Below are 23,990 nucleotides of genomic sequence, written 5' to 3' on the forward strand. Positions count from 1 at the left end.
CGGGAGGGCTTCGGGAGACTTGTCAGGCCAGTGTCCACCAACTTACTATCTGGATACATGTACCCGAACCGCTATGCCACTGCAGCGGTGTTGTCAAGGCGGTCACCTCCCGATCATGCTGTTACTCTTTTCTCCCCGTTTCATCGCTCGCCTGGTGCTCTTGCTGTTAGCGTTTGGTCTGTTGTTGCCTCGCGCGCTGGCGGAAACGGCCGCGGAGATCCGCGCGACGGCGGTCAGAGAGTTGGTGCTCGATATCCTGAGTTACACTCGCTGGCCCACCGAGCCTGCGGTGCTGCGCATGTGTGTGGCGGCGCCAACGGAGTATGCCGGAGCCCTCTTTACCATCGATCGTCAGGCCAATGGCCGTGCCGTGCAGGTCAATCGTTACGACGCGAGTGATCCGGCCATCAGTGATAATTGCGATGTGCTCTATCTCGGCGTCGTCGACGAGCCGACCCGGATTGCGTTGTTTGCGCGCTTGCAGGGTCATTCAGTGCTCAGCATCAGCGAATACAACCACGACTGTTCCACCAGCTCGGTGTTCTGTCTGCAGACCGAGCCACAGAGTGTGCGAGTGCGGTTTAAAGTGAACCTCGATGCCCTGGCCCTGAGCGGCGTACGAGTACATCCCGCTGTGCTCAAGCTGGCCCGTGCCGATAAGGGGGTCCCATGAGGCGACAGGTCAGCGCGGATCCCCGTCTTCCGACCCTGCGTCAGAGCTTGGGGCGAACCCATCTGGTGGCCGCCATCACGGCCGTCAGCGTGGCGGGACTCTTTTTTACTCTGATTGCCTTGCTGGTAGTACGCTTCTACGCCGATCACAATCTGGAGCTGGTGGCCCGCGCAATCAGCTACAGCGCCGAGGCGGCGGTGGTGTTCCACGATGAAGAGGCAGCGAGCGAGGCGCTTGGCGGTATTGTCGCCCATGAGGAGGTGGCCGAAGCCAGTATCGTGCTGGCCAATGGTCAACAGCTCGCTAAATGGGTTCGTCCCGTCAGCAATCCACTAGCCACAGTCGAAGATTATCTTGCCCGCCTGCTGTTACCGGGGCCGGTCACCTATCCCATGCTGCGGGGAGGTGATCAGATTGCCACCATAGAGCTGCGCGGTCATGGCGAGTATCTGTTGCTGTTCTTGCTCTCGGTGCTGCTGGTGATGGTGATTTGCCTGGTGTTGAGTGTGATGGGCGCCTTCTATGTCGCCGGGCGGATGCAGGTCGCGATCACCTCGCCACTGCGACAACTGGCACAGGTCGCCCACTCGGTGCGTCGACAACGCACTCTGGGGATGCGGGCGCCACCGGCCGATATCGTCGAGCTCAATGAACTGGGAGAGGATTTCAACGCCCTGCTGGATGAGCTGCAAGCCTGGCAGGCTCATCAGGCGCGGGAGAACGCCAGTCTGCTCCACCAGGCGACCCATGATGCGTTGACCGGGTTGCCCAACCGGGCGTTATTCGAAGCTCGCCTCGAGCATGCCATTGGCGAGGTAAGCGAGGGGGGGGCCCCGTTCGCCCTGCTTTATCTCGATTGCGATCGTTTCAAACAGATTAACGACACCCTGGGGCACAACGCCGGTGACGATGTGCTGGTGACCCTCTCCCGGCGGGTAGAGCATCAGCTGCGCCCCGGAGATCTGGTTTGCCGGCTGGGGGGGGATGAGTTCGCCATACTGCTGACACCTGTGCATCTGGGGCAGGATGTGGAAGAGGTGATCGACCGCATTCAGCAGGCGATGAGTGATCCTGTGGTATTGCGGGATGGACAGCAACTGGTGGCAGGGATCAGCATCGGTTTTGCCATCCATCAACCCGGGACCCGCGCCAGCGAGCTGTGCGAGCTGGCAGACAAAGCCATGTATTTGGCAAAACGTACACGCCGTGAGGAGGTTGAGGCCGCCAAATCGGCGTGAGTCAAGGTGTAAAGGAGTCATAACAATGAAACTATCCCTCTCCATCAAGGCTGTCGTGCTGGGCCTGTTGTTCTCTCTGCTGGCGGGTTGTCAGAGCACCCCCAGGGGGTTGACCCCGGAACAGCTGGCAGTATTGAAGGAGCAAGGTTTCTATCTGACCGATGAGGGCTGGACACTGGATCTGGCCAACCGGGTGCTGTTTGCCAACAATGTGGGTGAACTCAATCCGCAGACCCGGCAGATAGTGGAAAAACTGGGCAAGGCCCTGCTTGGGGTCGGGCTCGACAAGGCGAGGGTTGACGGCCATACCGACAATACCGGCGAGAGCAGCTATAACCAGCAGCTCTCTCTGAAACGGGCTCAATCGGTGGCCGATGTGCTGATCTCGGTGGGGATGAAGCCCGCCAATCTTGAGATCCGTGGCCGTGGTGAGACGGCCCCGGTGGCGGACAACAAGAGCGCCGCCGGACGAGCAGAAAACCGCCGGGTTGCCATTGTGATTGCCAACCAGTGATTTCTACCCGGCAGTACGCCGTGTGCATAGCAAAAGAGCGCCCCGAGAGGCGCTCTTTTTGATCCGGCGACACTACTTTCCTGTGTCGGCCTCGCTGTGCTTGCGCAAGCGGATATTGATCATCTCCACCACCAGCGAGAAGGCCATGGCGAAGTAGATGTAGCCCTTCGGTATGTGCAGATCCATCCCCTCCGCCATCAGGGCAAACCCCACCAGGGTGAGGAAGGAGAGGGCCAGCATCTTGATGGTGGGATGGTCATCGACGAAATCGCCAATGGATTTGGCGGCGAACATCATGATGAAGACGGCGATCATGATGGCCAGCACCATCACCGGCACGTGATCGGCCATGCCGACTGCTGTGATCACCGAGTCGAGGCTGAACACTATGTCCAGAATGGCAATCTGGATCAGGGTGCTGACAAATCCCGAGGCCGTTTTGCTGACGCTCTCCGGCTCGGCGGCTCCTTCCAGGGTGGCGTGGATCTCGTGGGTACTTTTGGCGATAAGGAACAGCCCCCCCAGCAGCAGGATCAGGTCTCGGCCCGAGATAGCCTCGTTCAGCACGGTGAAGAGCGGCTCGGTGAGACGCATCACCCAGGCCAGCGAGAGCAGCAGCAGGATGCGGGTGCCCATGGCGAGCCCCAGCCCCAGAATGCGCGCTTTTTGGCGCTGAGCCTCCGGCAGGCGGCCGACCAGGATGGAGATAAAGATGATGTTGTCGATGCCCAGCACGATTTCGAGCAGGGTAAGGGTCGCGAGAGCAACCCAGGCGGAGGGATCAAGAACCCATTCCAGCATGATTGAACCTTGATTGAACATTGGTTGGAAAAATGAAGGTGCGAATTCTAGCAGGGGTATCACCGCTTGTCCCAGAGGGACGAAAAGATAAAAATGGTGCCCATTGCAAGGGAGGCAGGCATGTTTCGATTAGGGTTCATCATTAATCCGCTCGCCGGGATTGGCGGCGCAGTGGGGCTCAAGGGGAGTGACGGCGTGGTGGATGAGGCGATTGCTCGTGGCGCTGTGCCCAAAGCGCAGGAGCGGGCGCGGCAAGCGCTGTTGCCACTATGCGAGCTGAGCGTCCCGTTCGAACTGCTGACGGTGGCCGGAGATATGGGGGAGACGGTGGCCCGCTCTCTGGGATTGCCCTGTCGGGTGATCTATCAACCGGCCGGGGAGAGCACCTCGGCCGATGACACCCGCCATGCTGCCGGGCTGATGCGCGAAGCCGGGGTCGATCTGCTGCTGTTTGCCGGTGGCGATGGCACGGCGCGGGATATCTGCGCCGCGGTGGGGGAGTCCTGCCATGTGCTCGGCATTCCCGCGGGGTGCAAGATCCACTCCGGCGTCTACGGGGTGACGCCCGCTGCCAGCGGGCGGGTGGTGGCGCGGATGATCGCAGGAGAACTGCTCAGCCTGATCGATGCCGAGGTGCGCGACATCGACGAGGAGGCGTTTCGCGCGGGCAAGGTGCGGGCCCGCCACTACGGCCAGCTGAAGGTGCCCGGTGATCTGCGTTATGTACAGGCGGTAAAACAGGGGGGCAAGGAGTCCGAAGAGCTGGTGTTGGCGGATCTCGCCGCCGGTGTGGTGGAGCAGATGGAGCCCGATACCCTCTATCTGATGGGCTCCGGCAGCACGGTGGCAGCCTGTATGGCAGAGCTCGGTCTGGAAAATACTTTGCTCGGTGTGGATCTGGTGGAAAATGGCCGACTTATCGGGCAGGATCTCAGCGCCGCCGAGATCCTGACCCGGATCCGCGGCCGTCGCTGCCGACTGATCATTACCCTGATCGGCGGACAGGGACATCTGTTCGGGCGCGGAAATCAGCAATTGAGTCCTGAGGTGATTCGGTGTGTCGGGCTGGAGAATATCCAGGTGCTGGCAACCAAAGCCAAGCTTGCCGCCCTTGCGGGCAGGCCGCTGCTGGTGGATACCGATGATCCGCAATTAAACCGGGCGTTGCGTGGTTATCTGCGAATAACCACGGGATACAAGGATCAGGTCATCTACCCGGTGGCCAACCCGGAATAGGACGCCAAGGACGCTGCTGGCCTGGCGCCAGAGAGCTGCAATCAACCGGATTGCGGTTCCATACCCCCGAATTTTTTGCCGCAAATGAGGCTGCGTTACATGACGATTCACGATTTTGAGCACAAGTTGTTGGGACTGATCGACAGCATGGTTGCCACCGCGACCGACGATGAGCTGTTTGCGGGGGGTTACCTGCGAGGTCATATCTCATTGGCCGTTGCCCGGGCCGAGCTGGAAGGCAAGACCCTGGTGCGGGACGTAAAGAGCTATGTGCTGCGCAGCCTCAACGAGGCGATCTTGCAAGGTGAGCTATCTGAAGAGGATGAAAAACTGGTGCAGGCGATGTGGAGTCGTTTGCAACAAGATGCAGAAGCTTGATCGGATACACAATTCAAACTGAAGTTTGAGTTTATCCTTCCCCTGAAGTTAGTGAAAGGTTAATAATAAGTTTCGCCTTTTGTTTCAGGGATTAAACTATGGCCTCCTCCTCACGTATTGCCAATAAACTGCCGCTCGAGATGCTCTATCACTGGGAGCGGCAGTGTCCTGATCGAACCTACCTGCGTCAAACCATCAACCGCGAATATGTCGATTTCACCTGGGGTGAAGTGGCCGATGAAGCGCGGCGGATGGTGACGGCCTTGCGTCACCTCGGTCTGGTGACCGGTGACAAGGTGGCGCTGCTCTCCAAGAACTGCGCCCAGTGGTTTATCGCCGATCTGGCGATGCAGATGGGGCAGTATGTGAGCGTGCCCATCTACCCGACTGCCAACGTCGATACCATCGAATATGTGCTGCGCCATAGCGAGGCCAAAGCGATCTTCGTCGGCAAGCTGGATGACTGGAAGAGTCAGGAGGCGGGCGTACCCGCCGATCTGCTGCGCATCGCCTTCCCCTATGACACCATGCCAGCCAGCCACCAGTGGGACGATCTGCTGGAGGCGCATGAGCCGATCCCTGACAGCCCGGTGCAGGCCCCTGACTCCCTGCTGAGTCTGGTCTACACCTCCGGCAGCACCGGCAAGCCGAAAGGTGCCATGCTGAGCGTCGAGCGCTACGCCTGGTCGTGTGAGAAGCTGGTTGAGACGGTGAGCCTGAGCCAGGCCGATCGGGGCTTCTCCTACCTGCCGCTGGCCCACATTACCGAGCGGGTCTACATCTACGGCGGCAGCCTCTATGGCGGTGCTACCATAGCCTTCCCTGAATCCCTCGACACCTTTATCGAAGATGTAAAACGCTGCCGTCCCACCGTCTTTATCTCGGTGCCGCGGCTGTGGGCCATGTTCCGCATCAAGATCCACGAGAAGCTGCCCCAGAACAAACTGGCGTTGCTGCTCAAGATCCCGCTTATCTCCGGCCTTATCAAACGCAAGCTGCAAAAGGGGTTGGGACTGGATCAGGCCCGGGTACTCGGCTGCGGCTCCGCGCCTGTCTCCCCTGCGCTGCTTGAGTGGTATCTGAGCATTGGCCTCAAGGTGACGGAAGCCTGGGGCATGACCGAGAACCACGCCTACTCCACCATCAACTACCCGTTCCGCGCCGACAAGATCGGCACCGTCGGCAAGGCGGGGATCGGAGTGACCATCAAGATCTCCGATGAGGGGGAGATCCTTTGCCGCTGCGAAGGGATGATGCTGGGTTACTACAAGGATCCCGAGCACAGCGCCGAGGCCATCGATGCCGAGGGGTGGCTCCACACCGGCGACATGGGCAAGCTGGACAAGGAGGGTTATCTCACCATCACCGGCCGGATGAAGGATGTGTTCAAGACCGCCAAGGGCAAGTATGTGGCGCCGGTGCCCATCGAGGGGCTGCTGGGTCAGGAGCCTATCATCGAACAGCTCTGCGTGATTGGTTACGGTATGCCGCAGCCCATTGCGCTGGTGCAACTGGCCGAGAGCGCCATGAAGGGCAATCGGGAGGAGGTCAACGCCAGACTGGAAGCGGCGCGGGTACGGGTCAACGATCAGCTGGAATCTCATGCCAAAATTCGCGGCATTCTGGTGGTGAAAACCCCCTGGAATATCGAGAACGGCGTGCTGACTCCCACCATGAAGATCAAGCGTCACCTGCTGGAGCAAAAGTACGCTCAGGTCGGGGATCGCTGGCCCTCATCCCAGGTGGTGGTGTGGGAGGAGTAAATCCCGTCTTTCCATAGCGCAACAAACAACAACGGCCTTTGATGGGCCGTTGTTGTGTTTGGGGCATTTTACTCGCCGCTGTTTTGTCGGCGAGTAAAAGCGCGCCCGGTTAGATCTGCGCCAGTGCGGCGGCCAGATCGGCGATCAGATCGTCCGCATCTTCCACCCCGATGCTGAAGCGGATGAGGTCGTCGTTGACTCCGGCAGCGAGGCGGCTCGCCTCGTCCATGGCGGCGTGGGTGGTACTGGCCGGATGGCAAGCGAGACTCTCGAGATCCCCCAGACTCACCGCCTGCACGAACAGTTGCAGGTTATCGAGCAGGGTGGCGCAGCGCTCAAACCCGCCTTCCAGCTCAATACTCACCATGCCGCCAAAGCCGCTGGCGAAGGCGCCGAGGGCATCGTGGCCCGGATGGCTGGCAAGGCCCGGGTAGATCACCTTCTTCACCGCCGGGTGGGCGGCCAGAAACTCGGCCACCTTCTGGGCATTGTGCAGGTGGGCATCCATCCGCAGCGGCAGGGTCTTGACCCCGCGTTGCAGCAGGTAGGCCTCCTGCGGGCCGATGGGGGAGCCGATATGCTTGAGGGCCACGGTGCGGATCGACTTCATCAGGGCGTGAGAGCCCGCCACCACCCCGGCGATGATGTCGCCGTGGCCGCCCAGATATTTGGTGCCGCTGTGCATCACTACATCGACCCCGAGTTCCAGCGGACGCAGCAGGTAGGGGGTGAGGAAGGTGTTGTCACATACCGTAATGGCGCCCACCTTGCGGGCCGCTTCCACCACCAGCCGCGGATCCACCACCTTGAGGGTGGGGTTGGTCAGGGTTTCGAACAGTACCACCTTGGTAGCGGGGCGGATATTGACCAGCAGATCCCGGTCGCTCTCGTAGGCGGTGACCTTGATGCCTGCGCGGCTGAAGGTTTGCTTGAGGAAGGCATCGGTGCCGCCGTAGAGCGGGCCGATATAGGCCACTTCATCACCGCTGTCGGCCAGCGCATACATGATGGCGCTCACCGCTGCCATACCGCTCGCCACCACCAGCGCTTCATCGGCACCTTCGAGGGCTGCCAGTTTCTGTTCAAGCTCGGCGGTGGTGGGGTTGCCAAAGCGGCTGTAGATAAAGCCGGGGGCCTGACCTGCAAAGCGCTCCTTGCCCGCCTGGGCGTTGAAGTAGCTGAAGGTGCTGCTCTGGTAGAGCGGGGTAGTGAGGGCGCCGGTCTGGGGATCGATCCGCTGGCCGCTGTGTACGCTCATGGTCTTGAATTTCATCGTGTTGCTCCGTGATGGCCAGGCTCTGGCCATGACTTGTTTTGTTGTTCGTTGCTTGTTGTTTTTGTCAGCGCGGGTATATCCATGCGGCTTGTGGCTTGTGCATATACCCGGCTGCGGATCTCTGCGCTGCTTAGGCCGGTATCGCTTCGCTCTCTGTGCGCGGGAGGCGAGCGGGTTCCACCGGCCCATAGTGACGCGCCGCCACATCCGGGTGGGAGCGCAGCCGCCCTTTCAGCACATTCTCCCCCACCTGATAGAAGAGCGGGTTGGTCGGGTCACTCTCCGGCCCTTGCGCCTGTGCTGCCAGCTCGGGGGAGAGGCTGAGCAGTGGCACGGTGGCATCGAGCCGCGCCGCCATAAAGAAGGCGCAGGAGAGGCGCGAGACGCCGGGCGGCGGGCTCACCACCCGATGCAGGGTCGCCTTGAGATAACCGTTGGAGGCCAGCTCCAACAGCTCGCCGATATTGACCACCAGCGCTCCCGGCAAAGGTGGTGCGGAGATCCAGCCGTCGGCCGTCTCGACCTCAAGCCCCGAGTGATTATCCTGCATCACCAGCGTCAGGTAGCCGGGATCCTTGTGGGCGCCGACCCCCTGACTGCTGCCACCCGCCTCTTGCCCCGGGTAGTGAATCAGCTTCATGTGCTGGTAGGGGGCGCCGCGGATGCTGTCGTCAAACACGTTGGCCGGTTGCTCCAGCACCTCGGCAAAAGCGGCCAGCAGGGTGAGGGTGATGTCGCTCAGCCGATCCTGCCACGCCAGCAAATGGGCTTTCATCTCGGGTAGGGCGGTCGGCCACTGGTTGGGGCCGATCAGCCGCTGCCAGGGTTCACGGATCAGGGCCGCAGGCAGGGCTTGCGCCTCGTTCATGATATCGAACTGCTCTCGCAGATCCGGCCGCGCTCGGGTCAGCTCGGCACCGACCCGGTTGTAGCCGCGAAAGTGGGGGCTGTTGACCATCTGCACCGCCAGCTTCTCCTGCTCCGGCAGGGCAAAGAAGCTCTCTGCCAGCGCCAGAGTCTCTCGTTGCTCGGCGTCACTCAGGCCATGCCCTGTCAGATAGAAAAAGCCGACGTCGCGGGCGGCCGCGGCCAGCTTGGCCAACATAGGGCGACGCAGGTCGGGTGCCCCGTTGAGGGCAGCCAGATCGATGATCGGCAGTGGTGAATGTTCCATGTGCACCTCCTCACTCTTTCGTTATCTCTGGCGCCATCTCCTCTGCTGCCTTTGGTGCGGACAGGCTTGATGAGCGGTAAACGGGATGGCGCGACAGTGTGGCGGTGTGCGCTGCGGTGTGGCGCCATCTGGAATTAAGGGGATGCTACTGTTCGGTGTTATAAGACGGAAACAACAAATTATTCTTAGTTATATACAAAATTCGAAATGGAATTCGGCGCCTGATGGGGTGACGGTTTTTTGCGCAGCCATTAAGGACGGAATGGGAAATGATGGGAGGGAGAGTGATAACCAGAGGCAAGCAGCCAGTGGCAAAATCACCAAAACAGAAAATGGCCAAACCAGAAAATGACCAAAACAGAAGGGAGGCGGATGCCTCCCTTCTGGTTGAGCGGGTGTTCACCTGACCGGGTGCGTAGGCGAGTGACCGCGCATTCTGGCCTTAACCGACTGTGGGCTCTCAGTAACCCAGGGTAAAGCGCTGGCGCTGGTGAGCCGGTTTTTCCACCTCGTTCAGCACGCCGTCGGCCAGATCTCCGGCGGTGATCCCGGCAGGCTGTTCGCCGCTAAAGAGCACCTGATCGCCACCAATCCGATAGCCGCCGCGCTTCTCGCCTGGTTCGAGGAACACCGGGGGAGAGACAAAGCGCCAGTCGAGGGTGGTTTCACGACGCAGGGCGGTGAGACCGTCGCGGGCCGCCAGCGCCCCCTGTTTCCACTCGGCCGGAAACTCAGGGGTATCCACCAGTTGCACGCCGGGGGCAACCTCCAGACTGCCGGCGCCACCTACTACCAGCAGCCAGCTGTTGGCCGCTTTGGCTGCTGCGACGATCGCGTTGGCGCCCTTGAGGTACTGGTCGTAGATATCCGGTGTGCTCCAGCCCGGGTTGTAGGCGCTGATCACCCGATCGTGCCCCTTGAGCACCTCGGCCAATGCCTGCGGGTTTTGGGCATCCACCGCCACGGCGGTGACCTGCGGATGGGCGGCCACCTTGCTGACATCGCGGACGATGGCGGTGACATGATGGCCGCGGCTGACGGCCTCGTTCAGGATGGCTGAACCGACAAAACCGCTGGCACCGATCAGGGCAATCTTCATGGGGAACTCTCCTTCACTGTTGGAATGGGGCTATCCTACGCCGCCAGTTATGATTTAATAATCACCTCTAAAATGCATTCACTTGTAAGCTGGATTTAATAATGGAACAGCTCAGACGTTACGCCATCTTCGCTGCCGTGGTAGACGCGGGCAGCATGACAGGGGCGGCCAAATCCCTCGGCATGACCCCCTCTGCCGTCAGTCAGCATATCAGCCAGCTGGAGAGCCTGCTCGGGCTGCCTCTGCTCCATCGCTCCACCCGTCGTCTCAGTCTGACCGAGGCGGGAGAGGTGGTGTGGCAAGGGTGCCGGGCGTTGCAGCAGACCCTGAGCGAGACCGAGCTGCGCCTCTCCGAGGTGCGCGACGCCCTGCTCGGTGAAGTGCGGATCACTGCCCCGGTGGGGATGGCGGGTCAGCCGCTGGCACTGGCATTGTCCCCGCTGTTGCAGGCCCACCCCGGCCTCACTATCCAGATCATCGCCGACGACGAGAAACGGGATCTGATAGCCGAGCGGATCGACGTGGCACTGCGGGTCGGCACCTTGCCCGACTCGACTCTGGTAGCCCGCAAACTGGGGCAGACCCGGATGCTGCTCTGCGCCGCCCCCGCCTATCTGGCGCGCAAGGGGACGCCGCGCACGCCCGCCGATCTGGCCAACCACGACTGGCTCTGCGGCGACATGCTGGGCAACGGTTTGCTGCTGCTTGACGAGAAGGGGGGCGAACACAGGGTGAGGTTCAAGGCCAAGGTGCTATGCAACAACGTGCTGCCCCTGCGCCAGTTTGCGCTGGCAGGGCAGGGGATCTCGCTGCAACCGGAGGGGGAGATTGGCGAGGATCTGGCGCAGGGGCGTCTGCTCGAACTGTTGCCCGGTTTTCGGGTGGCGCCGATGGAGATCCACGCCATCACGCCGCAGCGGGAGATCCCGGAGAAGGTGCGACGGGTGGTGGAGGCGCTGCGCAGCTACTTCGGAACGCTCTGAGCCATCATCAAGCCATGGTAGCCCGGATGCGAGCAAAGAGGCTCTGCAGGCAGGCTTGATCCCGATCGGCGGCCCGCACCGCGCCGTACATATGGCGACGAATACCACTCCCGAGGGGGCGAGCGCAGAGCATCCCCTGTCTGACAAACTCGTCGCTGGCCCAGCGCGGCAGAGCGGCGACGCCGAGGCCAGCAGCGGCCATCTGCAGCATCACCGAGGTATTGTCCACCGACTTGCAACGGGCGGGCTCCACCCCGGCGGGTTGCAAAAAGCGGCTGAAGATATCCATGCGGCTGCGCTCCACCGGATAGACCAGCAGCACCTCCGCCCCCAGATCGCCCGGCTCGATGCGGCTCTGGTGGCAGAGAGGATGATCCGGCGCCATCACCAGAGTCAGATCGAAGGCAAACAGCGGCTCGAAGTGGAGATCGCCGCGGGCCTGCACGTCCGAGGTGAGCAGCAGGTCGAGCTGGCCGCCTAGCAGGGCATTGATGGCATCAAAGCCCGGCACTGACTCCACCTCCAGATCCACCCCAGGCCACTGGCGGCGAAAATCGGGCAACAGCGGCAGCAGCCACTGGATGCAACTGTGGCAATCAAGCGCCAGATGCAGCCTGCCCGCATCGCCGCTCTGCAGGGCCTGCAACTGCTTCTCGGTCTGGGCCAGGGCGGGCAGTACCTGACGGGCGAGGGCGAGCAGCTGGCTGCCGGCTGCGGTCAGCACCAGCGGGCGGCTTTTGCGCAGGTAAAGCTCCAGATTGAGGCGGGTCTCCAGCTCTTTGAGCTGGTGGGAGAGGGCGGACTGGGTGAGGTTGAGGGTCAGCGCCGCACCGGCCAGCGAGCCCTGCTCGGCCAGCGCGGTTAATGTTTTCAAGTGTTTGATCTCTATCCCTGCATTGCTTGGCACTGCCATAAGATGGCTCCTTGTGAGATTGCGTATGGCGCTGATAATGCTGTCGGCGGTGGCTTGGCCTTTAGCCTCCTGCGCCTCTTTATCCTGCCTTCTTGCTTGCTCCTGCACTTCTTAACACATGCAAAATCGGCCTCTGTATCCGCGCGGTGAACCTGTTCGGCGGTCAGTTGAGGATTATTTGAGAGCCACTTGAAGAGGATTCAATAGCCAGCGTCACCTTATCTTGTCATTTTGGATGTGTAAACATCTGGATGGCTAAATCATCCAGTTTCCCATCAGATGAATGAGCATAAGGAAATGAACCTATGACACGAGCACACACCCTGGGCTTCCCCCGTATCGGCGCCAAGCGCGAGCTGAAATTTGCCCTCGAATCCTACTGGCGTGGCGAGACCACTCAGGCCGAACTTGTTGCCGTGGGCAAAACGCTGCGTGAGCGCCATTGGCAGGCCCAGCACGGCGCCGGGGTCAATCTGCTGCCGGTGGGCGACTTCGCCTGGTACGATCAGGTACTCGGCACCAGCCTGCTGGTGGATGCAGTGCCTGCCCGTCACCGTCATGGCGAGACCGATCTCGACACCCTGTTCCGGGTGGCCCGCGGCCGTGCGCCGACCGGCCCGGCGGCGGCCGCCGCCGAGATGACCAAATGGTTCAACACCAACTATCACTATCTGGTGCCGGAATTCAGCCGTGATCAGCGCTTCAAGCTGGGCTGGAGCCAGCTGTTTGACGAGGTCGAAGAGGCCAAGGCGCTGGGGCTGCCGGTCAAGGCGGTGCTGCTGGGGCCGGTCTCTTATCTGTGGCTCGGCAAGGAGAAAGAGAGCGGCTTCTCCCGCCTTGAACTGCTCGATCGTCTGCTGATTGTCTATCAGGAGATCCTGGCCAAGTTGGCCGCCCAGGGAGTGGAGTGGGTACAGATCGATGAACCTGCGCTGACGCTGGACCTGCCGGACGAGTGGCGACTCGCCTATCTCAACGCCTACGAGCGCCTTGCGGGCCCCTGCAAGCTGTTGCTCACCACCTATTTCGGTTCGGTTGCCCATCAGCGCGACATCATCACCAGCCTGAAAGTGGATGGCCTGCATCTGGATCTGGTGGCCGCCCCCGAGCAGCTGGAGACCCTGGTGCCGCATCTGCCCGCCCAGTGGGTCATCTCCGCCGGGGTGATCAACGGCCGCAACGTCTGGCGCGCCAATCTGGCCAAGCTGGTGCCGACTCTGAAGGCACTGAAAGCCAAACTCGGCGAGCGGCTCTGGGTGGCCTCATCCTGCTCGTTGCTGCACAGCCCGGTGGATTTGACCCTGGAGCCGGAGCTGGATCCCCAGACCCGCAGCTGGTTCGCCTTCGCCCTGCAAAAATGTTTCGAGCTGGGGCTGCTCAAAGAGTATCTGGGTGGGGGCGAGCTAGACAAAATCGCCGCCTACAGCCAGCCCATCGTGGATCGGGAGTCCGACAGCCGGGTGCACAAAAAAGCGGTGCAGTCACGGCTCGCCAGCCTCACCAACAGCGATTTTGATCGCCACAGCCCCTATCCGGTCAGGGCCGAGCTGCAGCGCTCGGATCTCAAGCTGCCGCTGCTGCCCACTACCACCATCGGCTCCTTCCCGCAGACCTCTCAGATCCGGGTTTTGCGGCAGGATTGGCGCGCCGGTCGCATCGATGACAGCGCCTACGAGGCGGGCATTAAGGCCGAGATCCGCGATGCCATCGCGCGTCAGGAGGCCATCGGGCTGGACGTGCTGGTACATGGCGAGGCCGAGCGCAATGACATGGTGGAGTATTTCGGTGAGCTGCTGGATGGCTTTGCCATCACCCGTTTCGGCTGGGTACAGAGCTATGGCTCCCGCTGCGTCAAGCCGCCGGTGATCACCCGCGACATCGACCGCCCGACCCCCATGACGCTCGAATGGACCCGATTTGCCCAGAGCCTGACCGACAAGCCGGTCAAGGGGATGCTGACTGGCCCTGTGACCATCCTCTGCTGGTCCTTCCCGCGGGAAGATGTGAGCCGCGAGCAATCCGCCCTGCAGATTGGCCTCGCCATTCGCGACGAGGTGGCAGATCTGGAAGCCGCCGGCATCAAGATCATCCAGATCGACGAACCGGCGATCCGCGAAGGTTTACCCCTGCGCAAGCAGGATCATCAGGCCTATCTTGACTGGGCGGTGCGGGCCTTCCGTCTGAGCGCAAGCCCGGTGGCGGACAGCACCCAGATCCACACTCACATGTGCTACAGCGACTTCAACCTCATCATCGAGGCGGTGGCGGCGCTGGATGCGGACGTGATCACCATAGAGACCAGCCGCAGCCAGATGCAGCTGCTCGAAGCGTTCGAACGCTTCAACTACCCCAACGAGATTGGCCCGGGCGTCTACGACATCCACTCGCCGAACGTGCCGAGCCAGAGCTGGATTGAGGGGTTGCTGCGCAAGGCCGCCAAACAGATCCCGGCCGAGCGGCTCTGGGTCAACCCGGATTGCGGCCTCAAGACCCGCGGCTGGGAAGAGACAGAGGCCGCCCTCAAGGTGATGGTCGATGCCACCAAGGCGCTGCGGGCCGAGCTGGCGTAACCGGCAAGCCGTGACCGCCATCGATAAGGTGGTGTGCTGAAAAACGAACGAGAGAGGGGAAGCCACTGCTTCCCCTCTCTTTTTGCTGGCCACTTGTTTCACTGGCTTCTGATCCTTGCCGCAGCACGCTTTGCACTAGGCTCAGAGTTGGCAGAAGTGGATGGAGTCGCGGCCATGAGAGTCAGTTTGGGGAGTGCAATCCTGTGGGGATTGCTGATGTGGCAGAGTGCATGGGCGGCGCCAGCGGCCGAGTTGAAGATGGTCTACTTTGACGACTTTGCCCCATATTCGTGGCGTGACGAACAGGGCAGGATGCGCGGGCTGATGATCGACGTGATGGATCGGGTGGCTGCGCAGTTGGGGCTGCGGGTGCGCCACGAAGGCTATCCGTGGCAACGGGCGCAAAAACTGGTGCGGATGGCGCAGGCCGATGGCTTCGTGACCATCGCAACTCGGGAGCGGCGCAGCTATACCCTGATTGTGGAAGAGCCGGTCACTACCACTGTGCTAACCATTTTTACCCAGCGCGCCCATCCCCGCATGGCGGAGTTTCAGCGAGCCAGCCGCTTGAGCGACTTCAAATCGCTTACCTTTCTCGACTATTTCGGTAACGGCTGGGGCAAGGAGAACCTGGCGGGCTTCACCGTTCATCACACCATCAATGTCGATAATGTCTTCAAAATGCTGGCGGCGGGGCGGGGGGATCTGATGGTGACCGACCCACTGGTGGCCCGCTTCAAACTCAACCAGCTGGGATTGTCCGGGCAGGTGGTCGAGGTGCCGCTGCAGCTTGCCTCTACCCCGTTCAATCTCTGCATCGGCAAGCACTCCCGCTTCAATACCCGGATAACCGAGTTCAACCGTGCCCTGCAACAGCTGCGACAAAGCGGCGAGTTGGCGCGTATCGTCGAACGCTATCGTTGATGCGTTGCCGCCATCTGCTGTTTGCCAACGGCGTGTCTATCTTGGCGGCATATCGGCGACGGTTGCGCAGAAGGCATCGATCAAGGGCCCCTTGCTGTGGGGCGGACGGATAAGGCCAATGGTCCAGCAGGCTTCCCCATCTCTAAGGGGGAGGGTGAGTACATCCGGGTGCTCTATGGTGGTGGAGGAGGGGACCAGGGTCCAGGCGATCTCTGCCGCCGCGGTGGCGACGCCTGCGGCGAAGTCGTTGACGTACTGGATATCGCGAAAACGCAGCCCGCTCTGGGCCAGATAGTTCATCAGGTGATCGTAAAAGGACGGGGCCTTGTCCCGACGCAGGATCGCCAGCGGCTTGTCCACCAGATCCGCCAATTCCCTCACATCGCGGTAGCTGGCGGGCAGCACGGCGACAAAGTGGGCTTCGACTACCGGCAGGGCGTGCCACCCCTTGGGGGCGGGCAGGCGGCAAAAACCGAGATCCAGCTTGCCTTCACTGAGCGCCAGCAGCTGGTGGTGGGTAGAGAGATCGTTGAGCTCTATGGTCACCTGCGGCCGCTCGGCGCGAAAGCGGGCGATAGCGGCGGGCACCAGGATCTTGGTGGCCACGCCAAAGCCGATGCGCAGGGTGCCGACATTGCCCGCCAGCACATCGCGGGCGGTGCGCGAGAGCTGCTCGCTCTGGATGACCACTGCGCGGGCATCTTCATAAAGCGCCCTGCCCAGTCCGGTGAGGCGAGTGGTGCTGGCATTGCGCTCGAACAGCTCGCCGCCCAGCTCCTCCTCCAGCCGCCTGATCTGTTTGCTCAGGGCCGACTGGGTAACGTGCTGACGTACCGCCGCTTGGCCGAAGTGCAGCACCTCCCCCAGAGTGACGAAGGCTTTCAGATCTCGTAGCTCCATTAGGGCTCCTTTCATTCCTGTTGGGAATGTTGAGTGGTCAAATTTGTCATTGGACGGAATTTTAGAAGTGATGGATGCTTATGCCAATTCATTTCGGGTACCCCGGCACGGGGGCGCCGAGTTATCAGAGATGGCTGACACCATCAGCGCAGAAGGAGCAACACCAGATGCATCACCACAAGTTCAACGACTTCCCGAGCGATTTTCTGTGGGGCGCCGCCTCCGCCGCCTATCAGGTGGAGGGGGGCTGGAATGCCGATGGCAAGGGGCCCTCGGTGTGGGATCTCTTCACCAAGCTGCCGGGCAAGACCTTTGAGGGGAGCAACGGCGATGTGGCAGTGGATCACTACCACCGTATGGAAGAGGACGTGGCGCTGATGGCCGAGATGGGGCTCAAGGCTTACCGCTTCTCGGTGAGCTGGCCGCGCATTTATCCTACCGGTCGGGGGGAGGTGAACGAGGCGGGTCTGGCTTTCTACGAGAAGCTGATCGACACCCTCTTGGCCCACAAGATCGAGCCGGTGCTGACCCTTTATCACTGGGATCTGCCGCAGGCGCTGCAAGATGAGTACGGCGGCTGGGAAGACCGACGCATTATCGAGGATTTCGAGCGCTACTGCGTGACCCTCTATCAGCGCTTTGCCGGCAAGGTGAAGTACTGGGTGTCGCTTAACGAGCAGAACTACAACCTGACTAACGCCTATCAGCTCGGCACCCATCCGCCCGCTGTGCAGGATCGCAAGCGCTTCTTTGCCGCCAACCACATCGCGTTTCTGGCCAATGCCCGGGTGATCAAGGCGTTTCGCCAGCATGTGCCAAATGGCCTCATCGGCCCGAGCTTTGCCTACTCTCCTGCCTATCCGGCGTCGTGCGATCCGAAAGATATGCTGGCCTATGAGAACGCCGAGGAGTTCAACAACCTCTGGTGGCTGGATGCCTACTGCTTTGGCCGCTATCCGCAGGCGGCGCTCGCTTACTTGCGAGAAAACGGCGAGGCGCCGGAGATCCTGCCGGGCGATATGGAGTTGCTGCGAGAGGGGACGCCCGACTACATCGGCGTCAACTACTACTACACCCTGACCTACACCGATAACCCCTTGGGCGGTCAGACCCTGCAGCGGATCAACACCACCGGCAAGAAGGGCACTACGCCGTCCAGCGGTATTCCCGGCCTCTACAAGACGGCGCCCAATCCGCACCTTGAGACCAGCAACTGGGACTGGGCCATCGACCCGACCGGGATGCGCATCGCCCTGCGTCGCCTCTCTTCCCGCTATGGTCTGCCGCTGATGATCACCGAGAATGGCCTTGGCGAGTTCGACAAGCTGGAGGCGGGCGACAAGGTGAACGATGCGTACCGCATCGATTACCTGCGCAGCCACGTAAAGGCGTGCCAGGAGGCGATGCAGGATGGGGTGGAATTGCTCGGCTACTGCGCCTGGTCGTTCACCGACATCCTGAGCTGGCTCAATGGCTATCAGAAGCGCTACGGCTTCGTCTATGTGGAGCGTGACGAGCAGGGGGGCTCCCTTCGCCGGATCAAGAAAGCGAGCTTCCACTGGTACAGCCAGGTGATTGCGAGCCAGGGCAAGCAGCTCTGATGGTTTACCGCGTCGCGTAACCAGCGGGCCCGGGTAATCCCCGGGCCCGCGCTGTTTGTGGCGGGGTAAAGGGGATAAGCCTGTTTCTCACCGTGCAACTCACCCCCCTGTTTGCTGATTTTTGTCCTGCCAAAGTCGGCGACCCCTGCTATTATCTGCGGCCGAACATGAGCCAATAAAAATCAGGATATCGTGATGACTGACCACACTTTTATTCCCGGCAAGGATGCGGCGCTGGAAGACTCCATCGAACGCTTCCAGACCAAGCTGCAAGCCTTGGGCTTTGATATCGAAGAGGCCTCCTGGCTCAACCCCGTGCCGAACGTCTGGTCGGTGCATATTCGCGACAAAGAGTGCGCCCTCTGCTTCACCAACGGCAAGGGCGCCAGCAAGAAGGCGGCCCTCGCGTCTGCCCTTGGCGAATATTTCGAGCGTCTCTCCACCAACTACTTCTTTGCTGACTTCTATCTGGGCGAGCAGGTCGCCAACGGCGATTTCGTTCACTACCCGAACGAGAAGTGGTTCCCTATCGAGGGTGACCAGTTCCCGGCCGGTCTGCTCGACAGCTTCACCCGCAAGTTTTACAACCCGGATGGTGAAGTGACCGCCGACATGCTGGTGGATCTGCAGTCAAACAACGAAGAGCGCGGTATCGTCGCGCTGCCGTTCGAACGCCAGTCCGATCACGAGACCGTCTACATCCCGATGAACATCATCGGCAACCTCTATGTCTCCAACGGCATGAGCGCTGGCAACACCAAGACCGAAGCGCGCACTCAAGCGCTCTCCGAGGTGTTCGAGCGCCACGTGAAGAACAAGATCATCGCCGAGGCCATCAGCTTGCCGCTGATCCCGGACGAGGTGATTGCCCGTTATCCGGGAATTGCTGCCTCCATCGCCGCCCTCGAAGCGGAAGGCTTCCCCATTTACAGCTTCGATGCCTCCCTCGGTGGCCGTTATCCGGTCATCTGTGTTGTGCTGCTCAACCCGAGCAACGGCACCTGCTTTGCCTCCTTCGGCGCCCACCCGCGCTTCGAAGTGGCCTTCGAACGCACCGTGACCGAGCTGCTGCAGGGCCGTGGTCTCAAAGATCTCGACGTGTTCGTGCCGCCGTCATTCGATAACGAGCAGGTAGCGGATCACCATAACCTCGAGACTCACTTCATCGACTCCTCGGGCCTTATCAGCTGGGATCTGTTCAAGCAGGATGCGGACTTCGAGTTTGCCGACTGGGACTTCCGTGGCACCTCGCAGGAGGAGTTCGATCACCTGATCGGCATCTTCCATGAGCTGGAGCAGCCGGTCTATATCGCCGACTATGAGCATCTGGGTGTCTACGCCTGCCGCATCCTGGTGCCGGGCATGTCCGACATCTATCCGGCTGAAGATCTGCTGCTGGCCAACAACAACATGGGCGCCAACCTGCGCGAAGTGATCCTGGCGCTGCCATCACTGGATTGGGATGCCGAGCAGTACATGGCGTTGTTCGACCAGCTGGATGAAGAGGGGCACGACGAGCGTACCCGTGTACGCGAGCTGCTGGGCATCGCTGCCGCCAAGGGTACCGCGCTGCATACCCTGCGCGTTGGCGAGCTGAAAGCCATGCTGGCGCTGGCCGCCGGTGAGCTGGAGACCGCACTGGATCTCATCGACTGGACCATGGAGTTCAACCAGTCGGTGTTTACTGCCGAGCGTGCCAGCTACTACCGTGCCCTGCGTGCCTGTGTCGAGTTGTTCCTCGACGAGGAGCGGGATCCGGAGCAGTATCGCGCCGTCTTCACTCGCATGTATGGTGAAGAGACGCTGGCACAGGCATGGGCCAACGCCAGTGGCGAAGCACGCTTCCACGGTCTGGAAGCGGCCGACCTGTCGCTCTCCCAGTTCCCGCTGCACCAGAAGCTGCTGGCAGCTTACGAGAAGCTGCAGAAGGCCAAGCGAGCCCATCACTGGGCCTAATCGTTGCTGTAAAGGAAGGGGCCGAGTGGCCCCTTCTGTTTATCGTGCAGCAAGGCACGGGATTGTTATTCAAAGATGAAATAAAAAACAAAAAATACCCCTAAGGGGGTTGATGGCAGGGCAGGGGATGTGCTGTCGATCTGCAAAGATATCTTGCCAATACCATATTTCCGTGATTGGAAATAAATTCTTTAAAATCATTGCATTAAAAATGTGACATTTCTGTTTCAGCTGATACCTGGTGTAAAGTGGCGTAGCCATCGCACTAAAATATTTGTAGTAAAATTACATTCGCACACTGATAAACTTGATCAATGTCAATTTTGGCTATTTGGCCCTTTGTTATGATTTCAACAGGCAAAACATTCAGGTAGAAAATAATTGAAAGCTGAATCTCCATTCGATTGTCTCAAGCCCGAAGCCATCGCTGCACTGGCTGAAGACATCACCTATGCCAAGGCTACCAAGCCGGCATACAAGGTCATTCCACTGGCCATTACCGCAGGCGCTTTCATCGCCATCGCATTTATCTTCTACATCACAGTGACGACCGGAACCGGCTCCATGCCTTGGGGTATGGCCAAGTTGGTGGGCGGTCTCTGCTTCTCTCTCGGACTTATTCTCTGTGTGCTGCTCGGTGCCGAGCTGTTCACCTCCACCACCCTGACACTGGTGGCCAAGGCTGCCAATCGCATCAGCTGGGCTCAGCTGCTCAAGAATTGGGGTCTGGTCTACTTCGGTAACCTGATTGGCGGTCTGCTGATGGTGGCGCTGATCATCGTTTCTGCAGAGTACACGGCAGCAGACGGTCAGTGGGGCCTTAACGCCCTCAAAGTGGCCCAACACAAAATTCACCACACCTTCTTCGAAGCGGTGGCGCTGGGTATCCTCTGTAACCTGATGGTATGTCTTGCTGCCTGGATGGCCTTTGGTGCCCGCAGCGCGACTGACAAGGTAGTGGTTATGCTGCTGCCGGTTGCCATGTTCGTTGCATCAGGTTTCGAGCACAGCATCGCAAACATGTTTATGATTCCGGTTGGTATCGCTATCCACAGCGTGGCTAGTCCGGAATTTTGGCAGGCCATCGGCCAGGATCCGGCAACCTTTGCTGACCTGACCGTATCCAACTTCGTCCTACACAACCTCATCCCCGTGACCATCGGCAATATCATCGGTGGTGGCGTGATGGTTGGTCTGACTTACTGGTTTATCTTCCGTCGTCATCATTAAGGATGATTGCGGGATACTACATCAATACCGTGTGAGGTAATGAAAAATGGCAGAACTTAACGAACAGTTCCAAAAAGCATGGGAAGGCTTCGCGGCCGGTGAATGGCAGACCTCTGTCAACACCCGTGACTTCATCCAGAAGAACTACACCCCGTATGAAGGTGACGAGTCCTTCCTGGCTGGCGCGACCGAAGCGACCACCAAGCTGTGGGACAAGGTCATGGAAGGGATCAAGATCGAGAACCGCACTCACGCGCCGGTCGATTTTGATACTGACCTGCCCTCCACCATTACCGCACACGATGCCGGTTACATCGATCAGAGCCTCGAGAAGATCGTAGGTCTGCAGACCGACAAGCCGCTGAAGCGCGCCATCATCGCCAACGGCGGTATCAAGATGGTTAAAACTTCTTGCGAAGTGTACGGTCGTCAACTGGACCCGATGGTCGAGAAGATCTTCACCGAGTACCGCAAGACTCACAACCAGGGTGTGTTTGACGTTTACACCAAAGACATCCTGAACTGCCGCAAGTCTGGTGTTATCACCGGTCTGCCGGATGCCTACGGCCGTGGCCGTATCATCGGTGACTACCGTCGTGTTGCCCTGTACGGTGTTGACTTCCTGATGGCCGACAAACTGGCCCAGTTCAAGTCCCTGCAAGCTGACCTGGAAAACGGCGTCAACCTGGAAGCCACTATCCGTCTGCGCGAAGAGATCTCCGAGCAGCACCGTGCCCTGGCTCAGATGAAGGTGATGGCTGCCAAGTACGGTTGCGATATCTCCGTACCGGCTACCAATGCCCGTGAAGCAGTTCAGTGGACCTACTTCGCTTACCTGGCGGCAGTCAAGTCCCAGAACGGCGCGGCCATGTCCTTCGGTCGTACTTCCAGCTTCCTGGATATCTACATCGAGCGTGACCTGCAGAAAGGTTTGATCACCGAGCAAGAAGCCCAGGAGCTGATGGACCACATGGTCATGAAGCTGCGTATGGTTCGCTTCCTGCGTACCCCGGAATACGATTCACTGTTCTCCGGCGACCCGATGTGGGCTACCGAGACCCTGGCTGGTATGGGCGTTGATGGCCGTACCCTGGTCACCAAGAACAGCTTCCGTATGCTGAACACTCTGTACACCATGGGCCCGTCCCCTGAGCCGAACCTGACTATCCTGTGGTCCGAGAAGCTGCCGGTCGGTTTCAAGAAGTACTGTGCCAAGGTATCTATCGAGACCTCTTCTGTTCAGTACGAGAACGACGATCTGATGCGTCCGGATTTCAACAACGATGACTACGCCATCGCTTGCTGTGTATCCCCGATGATCGTTGGTAAGCAGATGCAGTTCTTCGGGGCTCGTGCCAACCTGGCCAAGACCATGCTGTATGCAATCAACGGTGGTATGGACGAGAAGCTCAAGATCCAGGTCGGTCCGAAAACCGAAATGGTCAAGTCCGAGTACCTCGACTACAACGACGTAATGGATCGTCTGGACCACTTCATGGATTGGCTGGCCAAGCAATACGTTGCTGCGCTGAACATCATCCACTACATGCACGACAAGTACAGCTACGAAGCCTCTCTGATGGCGCTGCACGACCGTGACGTATATCGCACCATGGCGTGTGGTATCGCTGGTCTGTCCGTTGCCGCTGACTCCCTGTCTGCCATCAAGTACGCCAAGGTCAAGCCGATTCGTGACGAAGATGGCGTTGCCATCGACTTCGAAATCGAAGGCGAATACCCGCAGTTCGGTAACAACGACGCTCGCGTCGATGATATCGCCTGTGACCTGGTTGAGCGCTTCATGAAGAAGATTCAGAAGCTGAACACCTACCGTGGTGCTGTTGCTACCCAGTCTGTTCTGACCATCACCTCCAACGTGGTATATGGCAAGAAGACCGGTAACACCCCGGATGGCCGTCGTGCTGGTGCTCCGTTCGGCCCGGGTGCAAACCCGATGCACGGTCGTGACCAGAAAGGTGCTGTTGCTTCCCTGACTTCCGTAGCCAAGCTGCCGTTCGCTTACGCCAAAGATGGTATCTCCTATACCTTCTCCATCGTTCCGAACGCACTGGGTAAAGATATGGAAGCCCAGAAAGCCAACCTGGCTGGCCTGATGGACGGTTACTTCCACCACGAATCCAACGTAGAGGGTGGTCAGCACCTGAACGTTAACGTGATGAACCGTGAAATGCTGCTGGACGCCATGGAAAACCCGGAGAAATATCCGCAGTTGACCATCCGCGTATCCGGTTATGCCGTTCGCTTCAACTCTTTGACCAAAGAGCAACAGCAAGACGTCATCACCCGTACCTTCACTGCTTCTCTGTAATCGAGACATAGTGAGCAAAAACCGGCGCCAAGGCGCCGGTTTTTTTATGCGTGCGATTCAGGGGGAGTAATCATCCCCTGTGAATCGCCCCCAGTTCCATCGCAACCACAACAGTTGTTACTGGGGATTTGAAGAGGATCAAGGGGAGGGGCTCACCAGGATTGACCTGGGCCCCGTCTGTAATGCGATTATGCTTTATTCGCGCTCTAAGGGGATAGGCGGTTGCTCTGCCTGCCATTGCATCAGTGTTGCTATGGCTCGTGGAACAGCTGATCAGGTTTAAGGGGTGAACAGAGGCGCCATCGCGGGTATCAAGCAATACCCATAAGCCTGTGACTATGGAATCATTCTCTGCCTCTGCCTCTGCCTCTGCCTCTGCCTCTGCCTCTGCCTCTGCCTCTGCCTCTGCCTCTGCCTCTGCCTCTGCCTCTG

Annotated in this window: 20 protein-coding genes; 13 read left to right on the top strand and 7 right to left on the bottom strand. The window is 59.9% G+C overall.

The annotated features are described in order from the left end of the window. Window positions 1-115 precede the first annotated feature (115 nt). The 3 genes from G5367_RS12675 to G5367_RS12685 are packed head-to-tail and all read left to right on the top strand — an operon-like array spanning window position 116 to window position 2,425. Window positions 116-673: a YfiR family protein gene (locus G5367_RS12675; protein WP_421244302.1), complete on the top strand. Its 558-nt coding sequence runs from the start codon at window positions 116-118 to the stop codon at window positions 671-673. Continuing rightward, window positions 670-1,911, top strand: coding sequence for a diguanylate cyclase domain-containing protein (locus tag G5367_RS12680; RefSeq protein ID WP_421212116.1), 1,242 nt, complete (start codon window positions 670-672; stop codon window positions 1,909-1,911). The genes G5367_RS12675 and G5367_RS12680 overlap by 4 nt, the downstream gene beginning before the upstream one ends. A 25-nt stretch (window positions 1,912-1,936) precedes the next feature. Beyond that, a complete protein-coding gene (locus tag G5367_RS12685; RefSeq protein ID WP_421212114.1) occupies window positions 1,937-2,425 on the top strand; it encodes an OmpA family protein in 489 nt (162 codons plus the stop codon). Window positions 2,426-2,497: 72 nt separating this feature from the next. On the opposite strand, the gene G5367_RS12690 is transcribed toward G5367_RS12685, so the two are convergent. Next, window positions 2,498-3,226 carry a TerC family protein gene (locus tag G5367_RS12690; protein WP_005346200.1) on the bottom strand — a complete coding sequence of 243 codons (729 nt, stop codon included), beginning with the start codon at window positions 3,224-3,226 and terminating at the stop codon, window positions 2,498-2,500. A gap of 120 nt (window positions 3,227-3,346) precedes the next feature. Here G5367_RS12690 and G5367_RS12695 point away from each other — a divergent pair, with 120 nt between their 5' ends. The 3 genes from G5367_RS12695 (at window position 3,347) to G5367_RS12705 (ending at window position 6,603) form a co-directional block, all read left to right on the top strand. Next, window positions 3,347-4,462 carry an ATP-NAD kinase family protein gene (locus tag G5367_RS12695; RefSeq protein WP_216978926.1) on the top strand — a complete coding sequence of 372 codons (1,116 nt, stop codon included), beginning with the start codon at window positions 3,347-3,349 and terminating at the stop codon, window positions 4,460-4,462. Between the two features lie 99 nt (window positions 4,463-4,561). Then, a complete protein-coding gene (locus G5367_RS12700; RefSeq protein WP_005333639.1) occupies window positions 4,562-4,840 on the top strand; it encodes a YfcL family protein in 279 nt (92 codons plus the stop codon). A gap of 98 nt (window positions 4,841-4,938) precedes the next feature. Further along, window positions 4,939-6,603, top strand: a complete 1,665-nt coding sequence (locus tag G5367_RS12705; protein WP_421244303.1) for an AMP-binding protein — start codon at window positions 4,939-4,941, stop codon at window positions 6,601-6,603. Window positions 6,604-6,712: 109 nt separating this feature from the next. Here the strand turns inward: G5367_RS12705 and G5367_RS12710 are convergent, their stop codons facing one another. From G5367_RS12710 to G5367_RS12720, 3 genes are all read right to left on the bottom strand, one after another. Beyond that, window positions 6,713-7,876, bottom strand: a complete 1,164-nt coding sequence (locus G5367_RS12710; protein WP_421294428.1) for a trans-sulfuration enzyme family protein — start codon at window positions 7,874-7,876, stop codon at window positions 6,713-6,715. A gap of 133 nt (window positions 7,877-8,009) precedes the next feature. Beyond that, window positions 8,010-9,053: an isopenicillin N synthase family dioxygenase gene (locus G5367_RS12715; RefSeq protein ID WP_421244305.1), complete on the bottom strand. Its 1,044-nt coding sequence runs from the start codon at window positions 9,051-9,053 to the stop codon at window positions 8,010-8,012. Between the two features lie 460 nt (window positions 9,054-9,513). Continuing rightward, the gene (locus G5367_RS12720) at window positions 9,514-10,152 is read right to left on the bottom strand and encodes an NAD(P)-dependent oxidoreductase (protein WP_421244306.1); all 639 of its coding nucleotides are present in this window, start codon (window positions 10,150-10,152) and stop codon (window positions 9,514-9,516) included. 101 nt (window positions 10,153-10,253) lie between these two features. Here G5367_RS12720 and G5367_RS12725 point away from each other — a divergent pair, with 101 nt between their 5' ends. After that, entirely contained in the window at window positions 10,254-11,135 is an 882-nt protein-coding gene (locus tag G5367_RS12725; protein ID WP_421244307.1) for a LysR family transcriptional regulator, read from the top strand. Between the two features lie 7 nt (window positions 11,136-11,142). Here G5367_RS12725 and G5367_RS12730 read toward each other — a convergent pair whose 3' ends face one another. Next, the gene (locus tag G5367_RS12730; RefSeq protein WP_421244308.1) at window positions 11,143-12,048 is read right to left on the bottom strand and encodes a LysR substrate-binding domain-containing protein; all 906 of its coding nucleotides are present in this window, start codon (window positions 12,046-12,048) and stop codon (window positions 11,143-11,145) included. A gap of 305 nt (window positions 12,049-12,353) precedes the next feature. Here G5367_RS12730 and metE point away from each other — a divergent pair, with 305 nt between their 5' ends. Together metE and G5367_RS12740 are read left to right on the top strand one after the other, a co-directional pair. Then, window positions 12,354-14,618, top strand: coding sequence for a 5-methyltetrahydropteroyltriglutamate--homocysteine S-methyltransferase (gene metE, locus G5367_RS12735; protein ID WP_421244309.1), 2,265 nt, complete (start codon window positions 12,354-12,356; stop codon window positions 14,616-14,618). Window positions 14,619-14,792: 174 nt separating this feature from the next. Then, window positions 14,793-15,542: a substrate-binding periplasmic protein gene (locus G5367_RS12740; RefSeq protein ID WP_421294431.1), complete on the top strand. Its 750-nt coding sequence runs from the start codon at window positions 14,793-14,795 to the stop codon at window positions 15,540-15,542. 36 nt (window positions 15,543-15,578) lie between these two features. Here the strand turns inward: G5367_RS12740 and G5367_RS12745 are convergent, their stop codons facing one another. Continuing rightward, window positions 15,579-16,442: a LysR substrate-binding domain-containing protein gene (locus G5367_RS12745; RefSeq protein WP_421294433.1), complete on the bottom strand. Its 864-nt coding sequence runs from the start codon at window positions 16,440-16,442 to the stop codon at window positions 15,579-15,581. Window positions 16,443-16,609: 167 nt separating this feature from the next. On the opposite strand from G5367_RS12745, the gene G5367_RS12750 reads away from it, so the two are divergent. The 4 genes from G5367_RS12750 (at window position 16,610) to pflB (ending at window position 23,558) form a co-directional block, all read left to right on the top strand. Further along, a complete protein-coding gene (locus G5367_RS12750; RefSeq protein ID WP_288728338.1) occupies window positions 16,610-18,043 on the top strand; it encodes a glycoside hydrolase family 1 protein in 1,434 nt (477 codons plus the stop codon). 195 nt (window positions 18,044-18,238) lie between these two features. After that, window positions 18,239-19,999: a 30S ribosomal protein S12 methylthiotransferase accessory factor YcaO gene (gene ycaO, locus G5367_RS12755; protein WP_064335887.1), complete on the top strand. Its 1,761-nt coding sequence runs from the start codon at window positions 18,239-18,241 to the stop codon at window positions 19,997-19,999. A gap of 381 nt (window positions 20,000-20,380) precedes the next feature. Then, window positions 20,381-21,229 (top strand): formate transporter FocA, encoded by an 849-nt coding sequence (focA, locus tag G5367_RS12760; RefSeq protein WP_005333620.1) that lies wholly within the window; start codon window positions 20,381-20,383, stop codon window positions 21,227-21,229. A gap of 46 nt (window positions 21,230-21,275) precedes the next feature. Next, entirely contained in the window at window positions 21,276-23,558 is a 2,283-nt protein-coding gene (gene pflB, locus G5367_RS12765) for a formate C-acetyltransferase (protein WP_005346160.1), read from the top strand. 70 nt (window positions 23,559-23,628) lie between these two features. Here pflB and G5367_RS12770 read toward each other — a convergent pair. Next, a partial coding sequence (locus G5367_RS12770) for a hypothetical protein (protein WP_421294436.1) occupies window positions 23,629-23,990 on the bottom strand: 362 nt, incomplete at its 5' end.

This window comes from Aeromonas sp. 604282, from assembly GCF_049170575.1.
Lineage (GTDB): Bacteria > Pseudomonadota > Gammaproteobacteria > Enterobacterales > Aeromonadaceae > Aeromonas > Aeromonas veronii_A.